The sequence below is a fragment of the Rickettsia lanei genome, assembly GCF_056242675.1.
This window is the reverse complement of the sequence record NZ_CP172233.1, coordinates 201,629-220,347: the sequence shown is the minus strand read 5'-3', so window position 1 is coordinate 220,347 and position 18,719 is coordinate 201,629. Positions and strand designations below refer to the sequence as shown.

Sequence of the window (18,719 nt, the reverse complement as noted above, 5' to 3'; positions counted from 1 at the left end):
AGAAAAATCAAATTTTATTTATGTTATTGTGCTTGTAAGATTAAATCTTGACTTCCATACTAGGTGATGCTTAGATGTTAAATTTACTTGTGTTATGGTTAATTGATTTGGACTTGCTTACTATGTTACCAACTGAATTAACCTAGGACTATTAACAAAAGAAATTTTAAAGCTAATTAAATTACTTGTTAACAGTCCCATAGTTCTCGAAAAAGATAGATTTAGTAAAACCCTTATTAAATAACTTATCACATATGGTACCACAATTTCTGCAAACTGAATATATCGCTAAAGATAATTCATCATCTATATCTTATAAATTTAGATGGCATATTTTAATTATTTTAAGCATTTGCTTACTTTTGGTATCGATGGATTCTACAGTCTTGTATGCTGTTATGCCTACTATAATCCTTGATTTAAAACCATCAATTATGGATAATCAATGCATATGCATTAGTATTATCAGGTCTTCTCATTACCGCAGGTGCATTAGGAGATAGATTTGGTCTAAAAGATTATTACTTTGGGGGCTTTTAGTTTTTTCCATCGCTTCAATGTTAGTTTATGTATTTGATAGCTCATGGGGATTAGTATTATGTCGTGCTTTACTTGGGTTAGGAGGATCAGTGATGATGCCTTCCACTTTATAATACACATGAACGTATGATCGCAATATCCGTGTGGGGAATAATGGCAACCGTAGGAGCAGCTATAGGACCAGTACTAGGAAGGAGTATTGGTTGAGCTTTTAAGTTGGCAATTTGCATTTTTTAATAAAAATGCACCTATTGCATTAGTAATTATTGCTTTTGGTATAGTTTGGATTCCTAAATCATCTAATCCTAGTAATGAACCCATGGGATTGGATAGGAGTATTTCAATCGTTTTTTGGGATGGCAGCTTTAGTTCAAGGCATTAAGATGTTGGCTAAATACGGTATTATGAATCTAGCATCCGGCTGAATGCTATTAATTGGCATTGTGTTACTAATAATATTTACCTTACGTTATGCCAACTTAAAAGTGATGATCCGTTAGTGGATATGCATTTATTCTTAATTAGCAATTTTAGTATAGGAGTAATAGTTTATTTGCTGATTACGTGTGTCTTAGGATCCATAATGTATCTTATGTCCTTATGGTTACAGTTTATCAAAGGGTTAAGTCCTTTGTATGCAGGTCTTTATATGTTGCCTGCAGCAGTTTTTGCTTTAATTGCATCTTTAGTTATGCTATATTTATTTACACAATTTATCGCACGTGTAATAATGTTTAGTAGGCTTATCTTTACTACTATATCATTGATTTTACCTAGTATATTAGACTATAGAGATTTATTATAGAATACTATATTATATATCTTGGATTGCTTGGTATAGGAAGTAGTCTATGCCTCTCTACACCGTAACAGTTATGATGAATGCAGTACAGGCAGAGAGATCTGGAGGTGCAGCAGCATTACAAGAAACAGCATATGAATTAGGTCTAGCTGTTATTGTGAGTATTACGTCTTTATATATATAGTAACAATCTAGTAATGCCTCACGGTGTTTCTGTATCAATTGCAGAAATAGCTCATGACTCAATCGGTGAAGGAATAATTATTGCTCAACAACTACCACCTTCATTTGCTCACGAATTAATTAAGGAGGTTAATATTACTTTTATAAATGCATTTAATATAGTAGGTATTATTCTAGGAATAATCATACTAATATTGGCGGGTGTGATTATGTATGTTCTTCCTCCTTTTAAAGCATCTACCTCTCTACATTAATATGATGAAACTGGTATAGAAACCTTACCGTCTTTTGCTATTTTTGCACTATTTACCATAATGGTTAATAATGATCTTAGTGCTTATTTTTATAGTAGGTAGTTAATAAAATGAGATGATGATATTTTCAAGGTTATAAATCATTACTAAATATTTTTCTCATTCTGTTAAGCGTTGTTCTATTCTTTCGATATCACTTTTTGTTATAGGTCTTTCTAGTAAATCTGCTATCTCGGCTCTTAGATTTTTTTATTTTCATTTAAAATAAATTCTATGATGAGTCTTGAGATGGTTTTAATATTGTGGTCAGACATATTTGTTCCCAATTAATTAAACTTAAACTGCTTAAGTTTCAACCACCGAAGAGCAATAAACTCTTGGTGGTCGGGGGAGTAAGAAAACCATCAACGATAGCCATAATAACCTTTAGGTTCTAAGCTTAAGCTTTAAACCTTGGACATAACTATTATAACCCCGACCGTGAAGTCGAGGAGTGCATCAGTTTTGTAAGAAATGTTCTCACTTTTGGCAGAGGGTTCGACACCCCGAAATAGCACTTTGCTACTCTCAGCATCATTTTATATATAACTTTCAAAAAGTCAATGATGGTTTGTTATGGTACTAACAACGTTCTATGCTTCTATACCTAAGGAGTTATATGGTGATGATACATCGGCTAATAACGGCATTTCGCACTTTTGATCGTCAATCTCTGCGTAACAAGGATTAAATATCTCAAATATTTCTATAATGCTTTCTTTATATTCTTCAGACTTGGGATTTGCTGTTCGTATAATTGTTATTAAGCGTGCAAAGTTGCTGATAGTCTGAAAACTATCATCACCGCCAAGACTCTTACATATTTCATGCAATATTCCGCTTGAAAAATCTAAGTTTATTGCTATAGCGGATGGGGAATTTAATTTTACAATTTCATTATTTAAATTAGTTAGTGGTAGTATTGAGAATTCATATTCCTTAATAGATTTTGCTATTTTTATAATATCATGTAAATTATTTATTTTTATAACTTCATCGAATATAACTGCATTCTTCTTAAAATTTTCATATAGTAGTTCTACAAATGCTAATTCTTTATTCTTCATTACTAAATCTAAATTTTCATTTTTTATATTTCTTCCCTTATACCAATCCCATCCATATTTAATGCAATACCCTAAGATCGTACCTACAGCTAATGTTCCTAATGCTATTCCAGCTATATAAGCACCGCTGCTATATCCACCGTCATTTGTATCATTGTTAGGTCTTTCTGTAGTAGTAGGGTCAGTGTAAGCTTTACCGAGTTGATCTAAAATATTTTTACCTATTTCTGTAGGAGAGACATTATCTAAAGAGAGACCTAAGTGATTTAGAGTATTTTCAAGAGTATTTATAAACGATTCACGAGGGATTAAAGTTTCTTTATAAGCGTTATAGTTTTGTAAAGCACTCATAGCTTCTTCTTTAGTGCATTCATTTAAACCTAAGAAATCAGCTCCGCTAGTTTCGGTAATATTGCCTTGAGAGAATATATAATCATTTATTACTTTATAAAGTTGACTAAGAATACTAGCCGTACCGTTTTGATGAGGTGTTACGGCTTGTTGTAAAAGTATATGAGGATTATTTTCAGCATCGATAAAAATATTATTTATTGGAATATTTAAACCATTGTTGCACTCTTGGTGTAGTATTGAAAAATCATTTGGGGACTCATTGAAAGATTGTGCAATGTTTTTCCAATTACACTGTGTATTATCCACTATATAACCTTTTTTAAAAGCTCCTTCAATAGTACTATATACTGATGAAAATATAGTACTGCTTAATTTATGAATTATGTGGTTTACATTACCCGGTAAACGGCTTACTATTTCATTGCTAAATATAGGCATAACGCATTTAAAATTTATATTTAATATAGATGCCATAATGTTACTCCTTTAATTAATGAAACGTGGTTTCTAAAGTATGTTAATGTTTTTGTCAAGATAAAGTTAAAATAAATTAATATATGGAAAGATTTGAGAAAGATGATTGTTATGCTGTAATGTTTCGTTTTTTCGTCATTTCGAGGAGAGACAAAGCCTCGACGTGGCAATCATTTTGTACTAGACTTCTTGCATAACCTATCTTATAAAGAGGAATTTACAGGAAACGGATGTGTGAGTACCGGATTGAAGTACACATTATCTTTAGAAGGAGGTTATGCAAGAAATCTACTGTTTCATAAGGTTGCCACGCTCCTTACAGTCGCTCGCAATGATGATTTGGTGTCCATGCAATAATACCTTGCGGGGATGACATAGAACGAGCTATACAATATTACTTACCTATGCAGAAATTTTTAAAGATCTCGCCTAGTATTTCTTCTACGTTGATAACACCCGTAATTGCACCGATGCAGCGTGCTGTCATTCTAATATCTTCAGTTGCTAGAACTAAATCATTATCTAAGCTAAAAGCCGTTAAATGTGAGAGAGCTTGTTGTAAATAGTTACGATGACGCTGATTTGTTATATAAGGAGTTTCGGTAAATCCTGCAATATTTTCGGCAATATTTTCAATATTTTTTAATATACTTGAAAGAGCAATATTATTTTTTACTGAAACTCTTAAGCATTTATATTTATTTTCAATAGAAAAGATTTTACTAGCTTCGATTAAATCGATTTTATTAATTATTGTGATAGTATTTTCATCAATTAAATTAATAATATCTTCATTTATAGAGGAGTCTAATTTTTCGGCATCAAACATTATAATTTTAATATCTGCTGTTTTAGCTGAATTTATAGCTCGTTTTATACCTTCCTGCTCGATAATGTCACTACTTTCTTCTCTTATACCTGCTGTATCCTGTAAAATAATAGGATAGCCGCCAATGTCTAAATGTCCCTCAATTATATCTCTAGTAGTTCCTGCAATATTTGAGACAATCGCTATATCTCTCTGCATTAAGAAGTTGAGTAAGCTAGACTTACCAACGTTTGGCGGACCGATAATTGCAAGCTTAAGACCACTTCGTAGTAATTCTCCTTTTCTGTTATCATTAAGATATTCCGATATTGTATTTACAAGAATTGTATGAGTATTAGTAACTTCATTAAGGACGGTATCAGGTATATCTTCATCCGGGAAATCTATATAAGCTTCAAGTAGAGAGAGAATTTGTAAAAGCTGACTACGCCAATTATTATATAATGCTTCAAGTTTGCCGCTTGCTTGTCTAATTGCTTGCTTATGCTGCATTATAGTTTCGGCATTAATTAAATCGGCTATCCCCTCTGCTGCTGTTAAATCAAGTTTGTTATTTAAAAAAGCTCTTTTGGTAAACTCTCCTGCTTCTGCCAAACGAATACCAGCTATATTTAATAATGCATTTGTCAGCATTATAGATATAGCTTTACTGCCATGCGTGTGAATTTCGACTACGTCTTCCCCGGTAAAGCTACCAGGTGACTTAAAATAAACAACCATAACATTATCGATTAGCTCCTTAGTTTCAGGGACTGTAATTTGTTGATAATACATTAATCTCGATTTAAAGTCCTTTCTACCGGTAAGTAGCTGTAAAACTTCTAAACTTTTAGGACCAGAAATCCTAAAAACTGCTACGCCTGCTTTACCGAATGCAGAGCTTTGTGCAAATATCGTTTCCACTTATTTTCTATGCCTCTTGCTTAAGTTATTTTATATAATATAATAACAACAGAAATAATCATATTATTATTTAAGAAAATCATGACCCCAAAAACAACCTCTTTAAACTTTAGCCGTTTAAATTGTCAAATCCCGAATTATAAAACTAAAATTCTAGAACTTAGCAAGGAACGTGAGTCAAGTTCCATATATATAGATTTTGTTCAAAAGTTTTTAAATTATATTCCGATAGATTATGATTTTGAGAATAGAGCAAAATTATTCCAAAATTTTGCAGATGAAGCTTTTAAGTTTTTTAAGCAAAGGATAGCAAGAGCAAGAAAAATAGCAATAACAAAGGCAGTTATCGAAAATGATCCGGCAATAAATGTCTTGATATTACTTGATAATAAGCCGCATATTGTTGATTTTATCATATGTCTGCTTAAAAACATGAATTTACAAACTAAGTTTTTACTCCATCCGGTAATAAACTGTGTCCGAAATAGTAAAGGAGAATTAGAAACAATATTAGAAAATTCTGTGTCGGATGAAAAATCAGAATCAATACTACATTTAACCATTTTAGGAAATTTTGACGATAAAACTACTACATTTTTAACCGAGGCTATAAATGAAAGATTAGAAAAGTTAGAGCAAAGCTATAGCCATTTACCGCAATTACGCACAAAATTACAAGATTTATCTAAAAATATAATTGATAATTATAAATTAAATTTTAAAGAGGCTAAAGAATTCTTAAATTGGTTACAAAACGATAATTTGGTTTTATTAGGGACTCTTGATTTTGAAGTAAAATCTTTAAAATTAAGCAATGAAATAGGAGCAGCAAAAATATGGCAAGAAGTAAAAGACGAGATTGATGATATTATAAAATGTTCTGCTAATCCTTTATATCAAAATCAATTAATAATACTCGGTAAAATAAATAGTGCATCGCTTATCCATTCAGATAATTTAATCGACTATATCTTAGTGAAAAATTTTGACTCTTCGGGTGAATATATTTCGGGAAGTATAATTTTCGGTATATATAATTCAAATATGTATTACCATTCAATAAGTAATATTCCAATCCTACGACAAAAATTTAATTTTGTAATTGAGAAAGCCGGTTTTGCATTATCTGGTTATAATGCCGATAAGTTAAGAATTTTAATGGAGTCGTTACCGAGAGAAGCTTTAATACAAATTGATCAAGGCGATTTATATTGTATGTGTTTACATATGCTCTCAAGTATGATGAGTAAGAAGCTTAAATTATTTATTCAATATGATTGGTCTAGTTCTTTTCTTAATATCATAATTTTTCTGCCACGAGAACGTTTAACGGCTGAAATCCATAATATGATAGATTGTTATTTAGCAGAAAAATTCGGTAGTAAAATTTTATCCAACTATATCACCGAAGTAGCCGGTAATTTTTCTTATCTTTTTGTAACGCTTGAAGCACAAGGGGAACATAAAATAAATTTTGAAGCAGAAATAATACAGCAAGATTTAGATCGTATCTCTACATGTTGGAGTGAAGATTTTTATTTTAAGTTTTCTAAAAAATTCGGCGAGTATCAAGCAGGTATTAATTTAAAGCTTTTTGATAATGTTTTTTCGGCAGATTATCGGCAAAAATTTTCTCCGGAAATAGCTTTAGTAGATATTGAATATCTAACGGAAGCAAGTAAGTCACAAAAATGTATGTTTAATCTAGTTTCTGTAAATGAAACGGAATTTTACTTAAAAATATATAGTCCAAAAGTAAAACTTGCACTTTCTAACATATTGCCGCCAATAGAAAATTTAGGTTTTAAAGCAATTGATGAACAAACTTTTGCAATTAAGGAGGCTCTCGAAATCAAAGAAAGCTGGATATATAATTTTATCTTAACTTCTATTGTACCTGTAAAGGATAATATTACCGAATTAAAAATAAATGTTGAAGAAGCTTTAGACAAAATGGCACTTGGGATACTTGCTAATGATTCTTTAAGTAAATTAATAGTGCTTGCCGGTTTTAATTGGAAGCAAGTTAAACTCGTCAAAGCTTTAACAAGATATTTACATCAAACGGGATTTAGTTACGGTAAAGGCTATGTACAGTTAACGTTACTTAAACATCCCGAATATACAAAAATGTTGGTAAATCTATTTGATATAAAATTTAATCCTAAACATTCGGATAATAATTGTGACGTAATTAAAGATAAACTAAATAATTACTTAGTAACCGTTGAGATGAGTAGTGAAGATAAAGTACTACGTAATATGCTTGGTATAGTTAATGCTATTACTAGAACAAATTACTATCAACCACATAAACATATTTTTTCATTTAAGTTTGATTCTGCAAAAGTACCGGATTTACCTAAACCTGTTCCGTTTGCCGAAGTATTTGTTTATTCTAGAAATTTTGAAGCTGTTCATTTAAGAGGCGGTCCCGTATCACGCGGAGGGCTTAGATGGTCGGATAGAGCAGAAGATTATAGGCTTGAGGTCCTTGGGCTTATGAAAGCACAAATGACTAAGAATTCTGTTATTGTCCCTGTCGGTTCTAAAGGCGGATTTTATGTTAATTTTACTGAGGAAGGGCTTACTCGTGATGAATATATGGAAAAAGTAGTAGAATGCTATAAGAATTTCCTTAGAGGTTTATTAGACATAACTGATAATATCATTGACGGTAAAGTAGTACATCCAAAAGATGTTATTATTTATGATAAAGAAGATCCTTATTTAGTGGTTGCTGCCGATAAAGGTACAGCCTCATTTTCGGATTATGCTAATAGTGTGGCAAGAGAATATAATTACTGGCTTGATGATGCTTTTGCTTCCGGTGGTTCTGCAGGTTACGATCATAAAAAAATTGCTATTACTTCCAAAGGAGCTTGGATTTCCGTAACTAACCACTTTAAAACTTTAGGGTTAGATGTCCAAAAAGACCCTATTACCGTCGTAGGTATAGGAGATATGTCGGGAGATGTGTTCGGTAACGGTATGCTCAGATCAGAGACTATTAAGTTAGTTGCTGCCTTTAATCATAAACATATATTTATTGATCCTACTCCTGATCCTGTATCAAGTTTTAATGAGCGTTTGCGTTTATTTAATTTAAAGGGGTCTAATTGGTCTGATTATGATTCTCAGCTTATTTCTAAAGGAGGCAAAGTATTTGAACGCAGTAGTAAATTAATAAAATTATCGCCGGAAATTAAAAAATTACTTGATATAAATGATAATGAATTATCACCGGAAGAATTAATTAAAGCTATTTTAAAAGCAGATGTTGATTTATTGTGGAATGGTGGAATAGGCACTTATATCAAAGCTAAAACAGAAAATAATTTAGAAATCGGTGATAAAGCAAATGATAACCTTAGATGTAACGGTGAAGAAATTAGAGCAAAAGTTATAGCAGAAGGCGGTAATGTTGGGGTATCACAGAGAGGTAGAGTTGAATATGCTAAAAAAGGTGGGCGCATAAATGCTGACTTTATTGATAATTCAGCAGGTGTTGATTGCTCCGATCATGAGGTAAATATCAAGATTGCTTTAAGTAGTGCGATAACCTCAGGAAAAATTACTTTAGAAGAACGTAATAAACTTCTAAACGATATGACAAAGCAAGTTGAAGAGTTAGTATTACTTGATAATTATAAGCAAACCGAAGCAATAACAATTATGCAACTATCTCCTACTTTAACTGTTAATATACTTAGTCAATTTATAGATATTTTAGAAGAAGAAAAAGTATTAGAGCGGGAAAATGAATTCTTGCCTAGTGCAGAAGAATTGAATAGCAGAGCTATTAGCGGTGAAGTATTAACTCGTCCTGAGCTTTGCATATTGCTATCATATAGTAAGAGATCTGCTTATCATGAGTTAATTAATTCTACTTTTTCCCATGATAAATATTTTGATGCATATCTTATAGATTATTTTCCTGAAATGATGCAAAAAAAGTTTCGTAATGAAATTTTATCTCATCCACTTAAACATGAGATTATTAAAACTGTTACTATAAATAAAATAATGAATCAGCTTGGAGGACCGCTTATTAGTATTGTAAAGCGTGAGATTGGGGCTCCTCTTTGTGATATAATAAGGTCATATACCATTATTTGTGAAATTTTTGATCTTGATGATATATGGGAAACGATAAGTAAGCTACCTACTAATATTGATTACAATGTAAAAATCGACATGTTTACCGAAATAACGAAATTAATGCGTCGAGGTATTTCGTGGTTTATTAAAAATTTAAAACATCCTATTAATATTAGTGAAACTATAGAAGAGTTTAGAGTTCCTGCACAAAACTTAAGAAAAACGGTAGATACTTTATTAGTCGGAGAAACTAAAATAAGATTTGAAGAAAAATTAAATTATTATACCACTAGCGGGGTAGAGGAATCATTGGCTGCTACTATCGCTACATTTGACAATTTAATTTCAGTATTTGACATTATATATGTAACAAAACAGACTTCAGGGAATAATAAAGAGATAGCAAAAGCTTATTTTGTTATAAGTGATATGTTTAGTCTTGATTGGTTACGTAAAGCTTGTGATAGGCAATTGAACGATTCATTTTGGCGTCGCTTAGGTATTCAATCGCTAAAAGATGATTTATATGACAAACAACGTAGATTATTAATAAAAATAATTAATAAATCTAAAACAACTATTGATTTAGATTTATGGATTGATAATTATAATAATAACTTAGTTAGAAATTTGCTTGATTTTATTAAAGAAATTAAAGCTCAAGAAACTATAGACTTAAATATAATTATTTTAGCAAACAAGAAATTTGAAATATTCTTACAAAAACTTGAGTAAATTATGTCGTCAATGCTTAAGCAAATTAGGTTAGATTCAGGTAAAACTTTAAATCAGGTATCTAGTGATTTAAAAATTAGAAAAAAATATTTAGTAGCTTTAGAAGAGGGTGATTTTGATGTTTTACCGGGAGAAGTATACGTAAGAGGTTACTTAAAATTATACTTGGATTATCTTAATGTAAAAGATAGAAATGCAGAGCAGATAGAAGCTACTAAACAGAACGAAACCGAAAAATTATTAAATAATAAAAGAGCTACGGTGATAAATTATAAACGTAAAAAACAATTAGTACTTATATCTATTATAATGTTATCAATTATTATTGTAAGTCATCCATTCATAATTAACGCTTAAACGAAAATGGATAATGAAATATTAGACTGCTTACAGAATGAAGCTAATAAAGAGGCATTTGAAGGAGACACGGAACGCGGCACCGCAGCGTACATAGACGTACGTGAGGATGCAAGTACAGGATCGACGTACAAATTACCTTTAGAAGCAAGTTATGTAAGCAGTCTAAAGAAATTAATGGAAGAAGTAGAACATAAACTCGATGATTTGTTGAGTATGCTTGTAAATAATCAAAATGAAGTTCAAAAATTACAAAACGAAAATAAAGCATTAAAAGATAATTATATAATAATGCTAGATCAAATTAACATTTATATTAATGAACTTGAAGAAATAAAAAAACAGCAAAAATAACTATGTCAATTGTTACGGTAACATTAAATAACAAGAGTTTTCAATTATATTGTAATAATGGAGATGAGGAAGAATTACTATCTTTAGCGAATAAATTGAATGATAAAATAGCGGAAATTAAACTTGGTAGTCCCACAGCCTCTTTTGAGCTATTATTAGTTATGGCATCACTTAATGCACAAGCTGAAATAGCTAGTCTAACAGAAAAACTTAATAAAAATGGTCTTCAAAACAATCATCCCGACGAAGAAAAATTCGCAGAAACCTTAACTACTATAGCAGGTTACCTAGAAAACCTTGCACGTAAAATGGGAAAGTGATATATTAGCTCTTAGCTGCTTGGTTCGTGAGCTTAATATTAACCTAGGACTACCACTAACTTTTAGGACATCGTCCCTGTCTAATACTAATTCAGTTTAGATATATGAAGTCCACCTTTACATAAAGGTCTTTGAAGGATTTTAAGTAACGGCCAAAGCGGTCATGTATACTCGTTTAATTTGAAAAATTGGCTACGTTGTCTTTTGCTGATAATCCTCACGTACTAGTTGTACACTGCGGTTATCAGCTTCAAGACGCCTTGTTCTTTTCCAAATTAAACTTCGTCGTCTACCTACTTTTCGTTTACTCACAGTATACCTTTAAAATGAAACAAACAAAATCACGCAATAAAGTTCTCGGTGCTTTTTTAGGCACTATTATTGAATATTACGACTATAGTTTATATGGTTTTTCAGCGGCAATTATCGCTGATAAATTCTTTTCAGCCAGTACTGATCTATTAACAAAGCTTGTAAATGTTTTTGCCGTTTATGCAGCAGCATATTTATCAAAGCCTATGGGTGCTTATATTTTTGGACGTATAGGGGATATATACGGTCGAAAAAAAGCCTTAAGTTTTACGATTATCGGTATTGTACTCCCTACCTTAATAATAGGTTTATTGCCCGATTATTCCTCGATAGGAGTTTGGAGTACAATAATTTTAATTTTATGTCGCTTCATGCAAGGTATTTTTATTGGAGGGGAATATGACGGTGCAGCGATTTATGTTATTGAACATTTAGGAGCAAAATACCGATTCACTGCCTCGGCAATCACTAGATGTACAGGAGTAATGGGTTTATTATGCGGAATCGGTGCAACTAATTTCTTTAATTCTCATATTTTTCCGGAGTGGAGTTGGCGTATTCCGTTTTTACTAAGTTTACCACTTGCATTAATAACTCTTTATTATCGCCGGAAATTTGATGAAACACCGGAGTTTAAAAAAGCACACTATAGCCAAGATTCTATTGAAAAACTTAGCTCTATAATTAAAAAGCAATGGAAAAATATTGCACGGTTAATATTTTTAGCCGGAGGTTTTGGAGCAACATATCAAATTGCGATCATCTTTATGAAGCAATATTTACCGATCGTATTACCTTCAGTCGGTATTATTATGAGTGCTTTTTCAGTCTTAATAGTAATATGTTTTGCTGTTTGCATGCCGATTGCCGGTTTTATTGCCGATCGCTTAGGAGCTAATTCAGTATTAAAAATCGCATTTATATGTACTATTACAGCAAGTGTATTTTTTGTGATAGCAGTAAAATATCAAATGACTAATTTAGGGCTTGCAGCTAGTTTAATGTTAGCTGCATCAGTTGCACCTTTTAATTCTCTTGCTCATAGTATAGTTATTAAGTCTTTTGTAGTTAAAGAACGCTATCGTGTTATAAGTTTAGGACATAATATCGGCTCAATGTTAATGTCCGGTACTGCTAATTATATTTGTGCAAAGGTAATAAAATCATTTGATTTTAACCTATTCCCGATTTTATATCTTTGCATGTTTGCCGTACTTGCTTATTCTATGACCATATTATTTAACCGTAATAGGTAAAAAATAAATCTTGACGATAACTTTAAATGTTATGCATAAAATTTTTCATAAATCTATAATTTTTATTATCTTATGTATACAAGGAAATATTAGTTTTACCGATGCAAACGGAAGTATATACGTTAGATATTGGTCATTGCAAAGAACGTAAATATAACTATGAAGATCATTTGGAAGAATTGTTGAAGCAAGAAATTTCTTTAGCAATGCAGAAGAATAGTTTAAGAGTTAAGCTATTGTACAACAAAGATATTAGAACACAAAAGCTTGATATGATTTAGTATCTCGTTTCCGTAGCTCCTATAATAATACTTATACGCCTTTATTATGGCCTGAAGGAAAAGCTTTCTCAATGACTCAAAATATAGGTGAACCTGTTATAATGTTAGGAGAAAAAACAGGAGCTGATATATTTGTATTACTTCATTATGTGCAAATGATAAAGACTAATGGAGCTCGTACATGTGATTTTTTAATGAGTGCTTTAGGTTGTTCAGTAAGTAATGTAGATAATATATTTATGTCTATAGGAATAGTAGAAGCAAAAAGTGGTAGAATATTATGGACTAATGCAATGCCCCAAGCACAACCATTTAGTAAGCTCTATTTTCTCTTCTCGTGATAAATCAGAAATTGGCAATTTTTATTCAGTAATAAATATGCTTTTATCTCCATTATAAACTGAATTTTGTGTCGTTCAGGGGTGGTTGGTGTGGCTTATTATTCCTCTCTGTCATTCCGTGATTTATTCACGGGATCCAGTAAAACATATAGTATGGGTAGACAAAACACATCTAATTTAAGTGCATAAACTATAAATCATTTTTATCAAATAGGAAAAATTCACCTATTTCAGGGGTAATCAACTTATTTTCATCAATATTATGTTTTTTCATAGTTTGTCGGAGTTCCAAAGGAGCGACATTAAATGCTTCATCAGCTAATTATAGAAAATATTTAGCGCCTAAGTCCAAATGAGTAAATACGGCTTCTGCAGGATGCATATGCACCGGTTTCATAAACCATCTTGGTTCATAAGCCCCTATCGGAATAAGGCTTATTAAAATATTATGTTTTGTCCCGATCTCTTTAAAAAGATTATCGTTATAACCCGCATCACCTATAAAACAAATATTTCCTATCTTAGTTTTAATGATCAAAGTTCCCTATAATGCTTTATTTTTATCAAATATTCCTCTAGCCGACAATGCTGTGTCGGTTCTAAATAAAATTCTACATCGCCTTTAATTTCATCTTCTTAGAAACTTTTTGAATTTAGCTGTATTTCTTGTTCTTTATATGACTCTCCCCACCCTAAGATAACAATTTCTGCATCGGTAATATGTTTTGTGATTATTACGTCATTCATTAGCGGTGTAATAATCTTAGGCTTATCTTGTACCCATAAATCTTTAATTGTTCTGATGTCTAAATGGTCAGAGTGATTATGGCTTATTAATATAACATCTATTTTAGGTAAATCGGTAAAATTAATACCGGGTTTTACCACTCTCGTTGGTACTGTAAAAGTAAAAGGACTAACCCGCTCTGACCATACCGGATCGGTTAAGATATTGAAACCGTCTATTTGAATTCAAAAGGTTACATGTCCTACGTAGGCTACTCGTACAGCGTCATCTCGATCGCTTGATACTAATGAATTTCGTGGAACTCGTCTGTAGTCACGTACTAATGTACACTGTGCAGACTCTCCTTAAATTCATCTTGTCTGAAGTGATCGAGATTTAGCTGTGTATTTTTACTGCTAGTTATTTTTGTGGTGGGATATCAGTGGAAGTAAACGGCAGTGTTGTCGGCCATTTTGGTCGTTTTGAAGTTATTTTCCATTTTAGAATATCAAGTAAGGTTTTAAGTTTTATATTAGGCTCAATATTGAAAAACATATTTTTATTTAGATAGACCTTCCTTTCGGTTTATTAGAGCTTTTAACTTGTGCAGCAAAAGATTTTGTCTTTTTATTTGTTGGTTTATGAATAACCTCTCTAGTTTTTTCTCCTATCAACATGGCTTCTTGCAGTATATCTTTTGGTAGTTTAGCTATAGATGCCGATATTTCCGGAGTTTGTTTTATTTCTACCGTTATCTTTTTTTCTTTATTTATATCTCTGCCTATTACTTCATCTAGTGGAACATTTTTATAATCTGCAAGAGCAACAATTGCTCCCATATCAGGCATTTTTGTACGACCATCTAGAAAATTTTTCCACGCTGTTTCATGAGTACCTGTTTTTTCACTTAACTTATACGGGGTTATATTGTCTGTGTCTAATATATTCAGTACAAATTTTTTAAAATTATTTCTAATTTCTTCTGGATCATCTTTATTTGTTTCTGATATATCGTTAATCCGATTAAATCGTTCTTTTGACCTTATATCTTCGCTCATTATTTTTTCCTGTAAAATTTACTCCTAAAAATTGAGAGTTCAAATAACTTCATAGATAGTCTTTTGGACTTATTTATTAATATATAACTAATAAATAGTAAATAGAAGATAATTATAATGAAAATAATAAATTTAAGCTATTGAATTAAGTATTTAGGTCTTATATATGAAATTTAAATTAATCTATTTTAACTTTTTTTGTCACAAATTATAAAATTTTTCTGTAGTATGAGCCATGTCTGTTCCACTTCTTTTTCTATAAATTAAATTTCAGATGCAGAATCTAAGATATTTTAAAAAGATTATATAAATTAAAAATTGTTTTTTCTGCATCTTGATCATTTATGAATAAGGTAATTTTAACTGCTGATAATTGTATCATGTGAACATTTATATTATCGTTCGTTAACTTTGATAATATCGTTTCAAGTAATTTACAATCATTTTTAATCCCATAACCAATAAGAGAGATTGTAGCAATGTCGGTATCAAAAGTAAAATCTTGTATCTGCTTATCATCTTTTAAATTAGTCAGTAAAGCTTGTAAATTATTTTTATCGGTTAAATTTGTAATAAAACTATATTCTTCATTATTTTTTATCTCTTGCATAAACTCAATATGATTATTATTTTGTGTAATCATATTTGCAACTTGCAAAAAACTTAAAGACATGCTCTTTACAGATATTTTTAATAAATTTTTATTAGAAGTAATGCTGTTAATAATCCCATTCTCCATATTTTTATCCTTTGAAGTGATTAACGTACCTTCTGTATCCTGTGAAAATGTTGACAGAACACGCATATCTATTTTATACCGCATTACTAACTCTCCGGCTCTAGGGTGTAGTACTTTTGCTCCACTTGATGCTAGTTCTAACATTTCTAAAAAATCTATTTCTTTTATCTTCTTGGCATTTGGAATAATTCTTGGATCAGCAGTAAATATTCCCTCTACATCGGTATAAATATCACATCTATCGGCTTTCATAGCTGCAGCGATTAAGGCGGCCGTAGTATCAGATCCTCCTCTGCCCAAAGTAGTTAACCTATTGGATTTGTTAATTCCTTGAAAACCAGCTATTATAGGGATGGTATTTAACTGTAAATATTTTTCTAGTAAATCTGTAGTAATTGATTCTACTAAAGCTTTACTATGATTATTATCGGTGAGCATCGGTAATTGCCAAGCTAGAAATGATCGCGCCTTTATGTCTTCTTCTTGAAGAGCGAGCGCTAGTAATGAAGCAGTGACTATTTCACCGCTAGAAAGTGCTACATCATATTCTGCAAATTGAGAAATGTTATTAAGGCTTGATACTTCATTACACAATGTGACAAGTTGATTAGTAACACCTGCCATAGCCGAAACTACTACAATTACTTGGTTATTTTTAGCTATTTCGGTTTTTATGATAGGAACAATTTTTTTTATTCTATCAATATTTGCAACGGAAGTGCCACCGAACTTTTGAATTATTAAGGCCATAAGTAAAGAAAGCCTAATAGAATATTATGTTATATAATTAATTTCCACCTGTCGTCATCTAGCGCACTTACAGACATTATTGTGTGGAACGGTTTTCAATTGTCATCTCGCGACTTGATCGCGGGATCCAGCTTAAAATACTAATAATATTAGTACTTTAAATTATGTTTATGGACCCTTTAGTCAAGCCACAGGGTGACACAGTGGATTTTACCAATCAACGTAACAATGCCATAAAAAGCATTTTTCGTTCCACGTAACACTAGTAGATCAAACCGCAATACTTAAGTACTGGCAATTTCTTTAACATTCACGATTTTATGATTTCGCTTAGTTAAAAATTCTACTCTACCTTCTATCAAAGCAAATATTGTATGATCTTTGCCAAGCCCTACATTCATTCCAGGATGAATTTTTGTACCGCGTTGTCTAACTATAATATTACCGGGTATTACATATTGTCCATCGGCTTTTTTAACTCCCAGCCTTCGACCGGCCGAGTCTCTTCCGTTTCTAGAACTACCACCGGCTTTTTTGGTTGCCATTTTATAATTCCTTTTAAGTTATTATTATTGTTTGGTAATATCTAATATTTTTAATTCCGTCAATTCTTGACGATGACCGGCTTTACGACGATAATTTTTTCTACGCTTTTTCTTAAAGACTATAATTTTATTATCTTTAAGTTGGTTAGTAATTTCAGCCGTAACGACAGCCCCTTTAACTATTGGAGTCCCAATAAAAGAAGGCTTTGAGTATTCGCCAATCATTAAAATTTGATCAAACTGAATTTTAGAGCCAAGTTCTCCATCAATTTTTTCGACTTTAATAATACTATTTCTGTCTACTTTATATTGTTTTCCACCTGCTTTTATAACTGCGAACATGAAAACTATCTCTTTAAAAATTTATAAATATTTATCGTATCATATTATTATATTAGAAATTAGTCAATGATCTTTTTTTATAGCAAATCTATTGTCGAATATCTATTAACACAAATATAATTGCGTATTGAGTTACCGCAGCAAATATTGCGGCTAGCAAATCATCCAGCATAACGCCGATACTGCCCTTAATATTTTTGTCCAACCAATTAATAGGCCAGGGCTTTACTATATCAAAAAATCGGAATAGACAAAAAGGTAATACGAAAAGTAATATAATATTTATTGTTAGCGGACTAAAATATTTAATTAAATACGATTCATTAGCAAATAAAGCAGAAAAAAATACTAAAACAATAGTTAGTATTTGCCCTACTACTTCATCAATGACCACTTCTTTAGGGTCTTCTGAATTTGTATAATTTAAATATATTTTAGTAAAATAAGTGCCGAGTATTAAGAGTATCAAACATAGGCTAAAGCTTATAATAAATATACTGACAAGTTGAGCTTCACCGAGAGTAAGACTTAAGAAAGGAATGATTATTTTGTTATTAACAATAAAATATATTAAGAAATAAGTTAGAGGGAAAGCGGCAATCGATCCAAAAGTGCCTGGGCAGTATTTTATTTTCCCGATATAAAAAAAAGTAGCAAAAAATTCTGAAAATTGTTTTTTAGTAAACATTTCTTTAATTATTTTATCCTAGATTAGAGCTATAATATCTTATATAATTAAATTTTAACTTATACAGCAAAAAAAATATCATGGGAATGAGCTTTAGCCATTTATTAATAGTTTTATTAATTATTTTTGTATTATTCGGTGCCGGCAAATTACCGCAAGTCATGTCCGATCTTGCTAAAGGTCTTAAAGCGTTTAAAGACGGCATGAAAGACGACGGTAGTGATAATGATAAAAATAAATAATTAATCTTTAGTGTCCCTTTGTCATCCTGTGGCTTGACCCGCCTTGTTGCATGGCTTGAAAAACCTACTCAATGTTCATTCCCGCTTCCACGGGAATGATATCCTGAACATGCGTACAACACATAG

At 31.3% G+C, this 18,719-nt stretch carries 21 protein-coding genes and 1 other RNA gene; 12 read left to right on the top strand and 10 right to left on the bottom strand.

Features of this window, described 5'->3' with window-relative positions:
- The first annotated feature begins 1,132 nt into the window (after positions 1-1,132).
- From ACHBLB_RS01415 to ACHBLB_RS01405, 3 genes are read left to right on the top strand one after another with little or no spacing between them, the layout of a single operon-like run.
- The gene (locus tag ACHBLB_RS01415) at positions 1,133-1,345 is read left to right on the top strand and encodes a hypothetical protein (RefSeq protein ID WP_475842104.1); all 213 of its coding nucleotides are present in this window, start codon (positions 1,133-1,135) and stop codon (positions 1,343-1,345) included.
- Between the two features lie 46 nt (positions 1,346-1,391).
- Positions 1,392-1,526: a hypothetical protein gene (locus tag ACHBLB_RS01410; RefSeq protein WP_475842102.1), complete on the top strand. Its 135-nt coding sequence runs from the start codon at positions 1,392-1,394 to the stop codon at positions 1,524-1,526.
- 13 nt (positions 1,527-1,539) lie between these two features.
- The gene (locus ACHBLB_RS01405; RefSeq protein WP_475842100.1) at positions 1,540-1,779 is read left to right on the top strand and encodes a hypothetical protein; all 240 of its coding nucleotides are present in this window, start codon (positions 1,540-1,542) and stop codon (positions 1,777-1,779) included.
- A 632-nt stretch (positions 1,780-2,411) separates the two neighbouring features.
- On the opposite strand, the gene ACHBLB_RS01400 is transcribed toward ACHBLB_RS01405, so the two are convergent.
- Positions 2,412-3,713: a DUF5460 family protein gene (locus ACHBLB_RS01400; protein ID WP_475842098.1), complete on the bottom strand. Its 1,302-nt coding sequence runs from the start codon at positions 3,711-3,713 to the stop codon at positions 2,412-2,414.
- A 394-nt stretch (positions 3,714-4,107) separates the two neighbouring features.
- Complete coding sequence (gene mnmE / locus ACHBLB_RS01395; protein WP_475842096.1) at positions 4,108-5,445, bottom strand: tRNA uridine-5-carboxymethylaminomethyl(34) synthesis GTPase MnmE; 1,338 nt, start codon at positions 5,443-5,445, stop codon at positions 4,108-4,110.
- 81 nt (positions 5,446-5,526) lie between these two features.
- On the opposite strand from mnmE, the gene ACHBLB_RS01390 reads away from it, so the two are divergent.
- From ACHBLB_RS01390 to ACHBLB_RS01355, 8 genes are all read left to right on the top strand, one after another.
- On the top strand, positions 5,527-10,281 hold the full coding sequence (locus tag ACHBLB_RS01390; protein WP_475842094.1) for an NAD-glutamate dehydrogenase: 4,755 nt from the start codon (positions 5,527-5,529) through the stop codon (positions 10,279-10,281).
- Positions 10,282-10,284: 3 nt separating this feature from the next.
- Positions 10,285-10,638, top strand: a complete 354-nt coding sequence (locus ACHBLB_RS01385; protein ID WP_012720012.1) for a helix-turn-helix domain-containing protein — start codon at positions 10,285-10,287, stop codon at positions 10,636-10,638.
- A gap of 6 nt (positions 10,639-10,644) precedes the next feature.
- The gene (locus ACHBLB_RS01380) at positions 10,645-10,992 is read left to right on the top strand and encodes a palindromic element RPE1 domain-containing protein (protein WP_014273781.1); all 348 of its coding nucleotides are present in this window, start codon (positions 10,645-10,647) and stop codon (positions 10,990-10,992) included.
- A 2-nt stretch (positions 10,993-10,994) separates the two neighbouring features.
- Positions 10,995-11,312, top strand: coding sequence for a cell division protein ZapA (locus ACHBLB_RS01375; protein WP_475842092.1), 318 nt, complete (start codon positions 10,995-10,997; stop codon positions 11,310-11,312).
- A gap of 9 nt (positions 11,313-11,321) precedes the next feature.
- Positions 11,322-11,480: non-coding RNA, 6S RNA (gene ssrS / locus ACHBLB_RS01370), on the top strand.
- A 158-nt stretch (positions 11,481-11,638) separates the two neighbouring features.
- Entirely contained in the window at positions 11,639-12,880 is a 1,242-nt protein-coding gene (locus ACHBLB_RS01365; RefSeq protein WP_475842090.1) for an MFS transporter, read from the top strand.
- A 101-nt stretch (positions 12,881-12,981) separates the two neighbouring features.
- On the top strand, positions 12,982-13,161 hold the full coding sequence (locus tag ACHBLB_RS01360) for a hypothetical protein (protein WP_475842088.1): 180 nt from the start codon (positions 12,982-12,984) through the stop codon (positions 13,159-13,161).
- Between the two features lie 71 nt (positions 13,162-13,232).
- Positions 13,233-13,502 (top strand): hypothetical protein, encoded by a 270-nt coding sequence (locus ACHBLB_RS01355; protein ID WP_475842086.1) that lies wholly within the window; start codon positions 13,233-13,235, stop codon positions 13,500-13,502.
- Positions 13,503-13,824: 322 nt separating this feature from the next.
- On the opposite strand, the gene ACHBLB_RS01350 is transcribed toward ACHBLB_RS01355, so the two are convergent.
- The 8 genes from ACHBLB_RS01350 to ACHBLB_RS01315 all read right to left on the bottom strand — a co-directional run bounded on the left by ACHBLB_RS01350 (position 13,825) and on the right by ACHBLB_RS01315 (position 18,351).
- Positions 13,825-14,040, bottom strand: a complete 216-nt coding sequence (locus ACHBLB_RS01350; protein ID WP_475842084.1) for an MBL fold metallo-hydrolase — start codon at positions 14,038-14,040, stop codon at positions 13,825-13,827.
- A 98-nt stretch (positions 14,041-14,138) separates the two neighbouring features.
- On the bottom strand, positions 14,139-14,453 hold the full coding sequence (locus ACHBLB_RS01345; protein ID WP_475842702.1) for an MBL fold metallo-hydrolase: 315 nt from the start codon (positions 14,451-14,453) through the stop codon (positions 14,139-14,141).
- Between the two features lie 196 nt (positions 14,454-14,649).
- On the bottom strand, positions 14,650-14,784 hold the full coding sequence (locus ACHBLB_RS01340) for a hypothetical protein (RefSeq protein WP_475842082.1): 135 nt from the start codon (positions 14,782-14,784) through the stop codon (positions 14,650-14,652).
- 8 nt (positions 14,785-14,792) lie between these two features.
- The gene (locus tag ACHBLB_RS01335) at positions 14,793-15,287 is read right to left on the bottom strand and encodes a helix-turn-helix domain-containing protein (RefSeq protein WP_475842080.1); all 495 of its coding nucleotides are present in this window, start codon (positions 15,285-15,287) and stop codon (positions 14,793-14,795) included.
- Positions 15,288-15,570: 283 nt separating this feature from the next.
- On the bottom strand, positions 15,571-16,776 hold the full coding sequence (locus tag ACHBLB_RS01330) for an aspartate kinase (RefSeq protein WP_475842078.1): 1,206 nt from the start codon (positions 16,774-16,776) through the stop codon (positions 15,571-15,573).
- A 284-nt stretch (positions 16,777-17,060) separates the two neighbouring features.
- A complete protein-coding gene (gene rpmA, locus ACHBLB_RS01325; RefSeq protein ID WP_012151280.1) occupies positions 17,061-17,321 on the bottom strand; it encodes a 50S ribosomal protein L27 in 261 nt (86 codons plus the stop codon).
- A 24-nt stretch (positions 17,322-17,345) separates the two neighbouring features.
- Positions 17,346-17,663 carry a 50S ribosomal protein L21 gene (gene rplU, locus ACHBLB_RS01320; protein WP_004997480.1) on the bottom strand — a complete coding sequence of 106 codons (318 nt, stop codon included), beginning with the start codon at positions 17,661-17,663 and terminating at the stop codon, positions 17,346-17,348.
- Positions 17,664-17,751: 88 nt separating this feature from the next.
- Complete coding sequence (locus ACHBLB_RS01315; RefSeq protein WP_419087250.1) at positions 17,752-18,351, bottom strand: phosphatidylglycerophosphatase A family protein; 600 nt, start codon at positions 18,349-18,351, stop codon at positions 17,752-17,754.
- Positions 18,352-18,431: 80 nt separating this feature from the next.
- Here ACHBLB_RS01315 and tatA point away from each other — a divergent pair, with 80 nt between their 5' ends.
- The gene (gene tatA, locus ACHBLB_RS01310; RefSeq protein ID WP_004997483.1) at positions 18,432-18,593 is read left to right on the top strand and encodes a twin-arginine translocase TatA; all 162 of its coding nucleotides are present in this window, start codon (positions 18,432-18,434) and stop codon (positions 18,591-18,593) included.
- Positions 18,594-18,719 lie beyond the last annotated feature (126 nt).